Origin of the sequence: Kitasatospora sp. NPDC059088, from assembly GCF_042738155.1 — a bacterium.
In the GTDB taxonomy this organism is placed as follows: domain Bacteria; phylum Actinomycetota; class Actinomycetes; order Streptomycetales; family Streptomycetaceae; genus Kitasatospora.
Genome location: NZ_JBHYGR010000165.1, coordinates 1 through 1,392 on the forward strand (window position 1 = coordinate 1; position 1,392 = coordinate 1,392).

The 1,392-nt window shown below is 73.5% G+C and carries 1 protein-coding gene; it reads left to right on the forward strand.

Annotation, left to right across the window (positions count from 1 at the left end; translation table 11 throughout):
• Nucleotides 1–208: 208 nt before the first annotated feature.
• Nucleotides 209–1,392: LCP family protein (locus tag ACFWXO_RS40325; RefSeq protein ID WP_380530972.1), on the forward strand; the 1,184-nt coding region annotated here is incomplete at its 3' end.

The window sequence follows — 1,392 nt, forward strand, 5'->3', positions numbered from 1 at the left end:
GGGCGGGGGCGCGGGGGGGGGGCCGGGCGCGGGGGGGGGGGGGGGGGGGGCGCGGGGCGCGGGGCGGGCCCCCCCCCCCCCCCCCCCCCCCCCCGCCGCCCAGGGCAAGGGCGGCGGCCGGGCGGACGGCGGCTCCGGAACCTCCGGCGGCGCGGGCGGCGCGGGCGGACGGGCGGCGGCGCGGCGCGGCGCCAAGCCCAAGAAGAACGTGAAGAAGATCGTCGCCTGGTCCGCGGCCGGCGTGCTGGTGCTGATCGCGGGCGCCGGCGGCGCGATCTACTACAAGCTGAACGCCAACATCAAGTCCTTCGACGCCGACGCGATAGCCACCGACCGCCCGCCCGAGGCCAAGGCCGACGCGGACGGCAACAAGCCGGTGAACGTGCTGCTGATCGGCTCCGACAGCCGCGGCGGCAACAACTCCGACCTCGGCGGCGGCGAGGACGGCGGCGCCCGCTCGGACACCACGATCCTGCTGCACGTCTACGCCGACCACAAGCACGCCGTGGGCATCTCGATCCCGCGCAACGCGATCGTGCCGATCCCCTCCTGCAAGCTCCCCAACGGCAAGTGGACCAAGGGCGGCAACGACCTGTTCAACGCCGCCTTCTCGGTCGGCGGCAGCGACGGCGGCAACCCGGCCTGCACCCAGAACACGGTGGAGAAGGTGACCGGCATCCGGGTCGACCACACCATGGTGGTCGACTTCAACGGCTTCTCCGCGATGACCAAGGCCGTCAACGGCGTGGACGTCTGCCTGCCGAAGGCGATCTACGAGGGCGACATCAACCCCAACCTGCACAAGAAGGGCAACCTCGTCCTCCCGCAGGGCAAGCAGTCCGTCCAGGGGCAGCAGGCGCTCGACTACGTCCGGCTGCGGCACGGCATCGGCGACGGCTCCGACATCGGCCGGATGAAGCGCCAGCAGGCCTTCATGAGCTCGCTCGCCACCAAGATGAAGAAGGAGGGGCTCAGCCCCACCAACCTGCTGCCGCTGGCCGACGCGGCCACCAAGTCGCTGACCGTCGACCCGGGGCTGGACTCCGCGGACAAGCTGCTCTCCTTCGGCCTGTCGTTGAAGAACATCGACATGCACGACCTCAAGTTCGTGACCGCGCCCTGGCGCTACCGCACCCAGGACGCCAACATCGACCTGGTCCAGCCGGACTCCAACAAGCTCTGGGAGACCCTCAAGGCCGACCAGACCATCGACGGCCAGAACGCCACCGGCCAGCAGCCGGACGCCGGCGCCAGCCCGAGCGCCGCCCCCCAGCCGAGGGGGGGGGGGGGCCCCCCCCGGGGGCGCGCGCCGCGCGCCCCCCCCCCCGCCCGGCCCGCGGCCGAGAGAGGCGCGCGCGCGCCGCGACGCGCAGAGATGCGACACACGAGAGC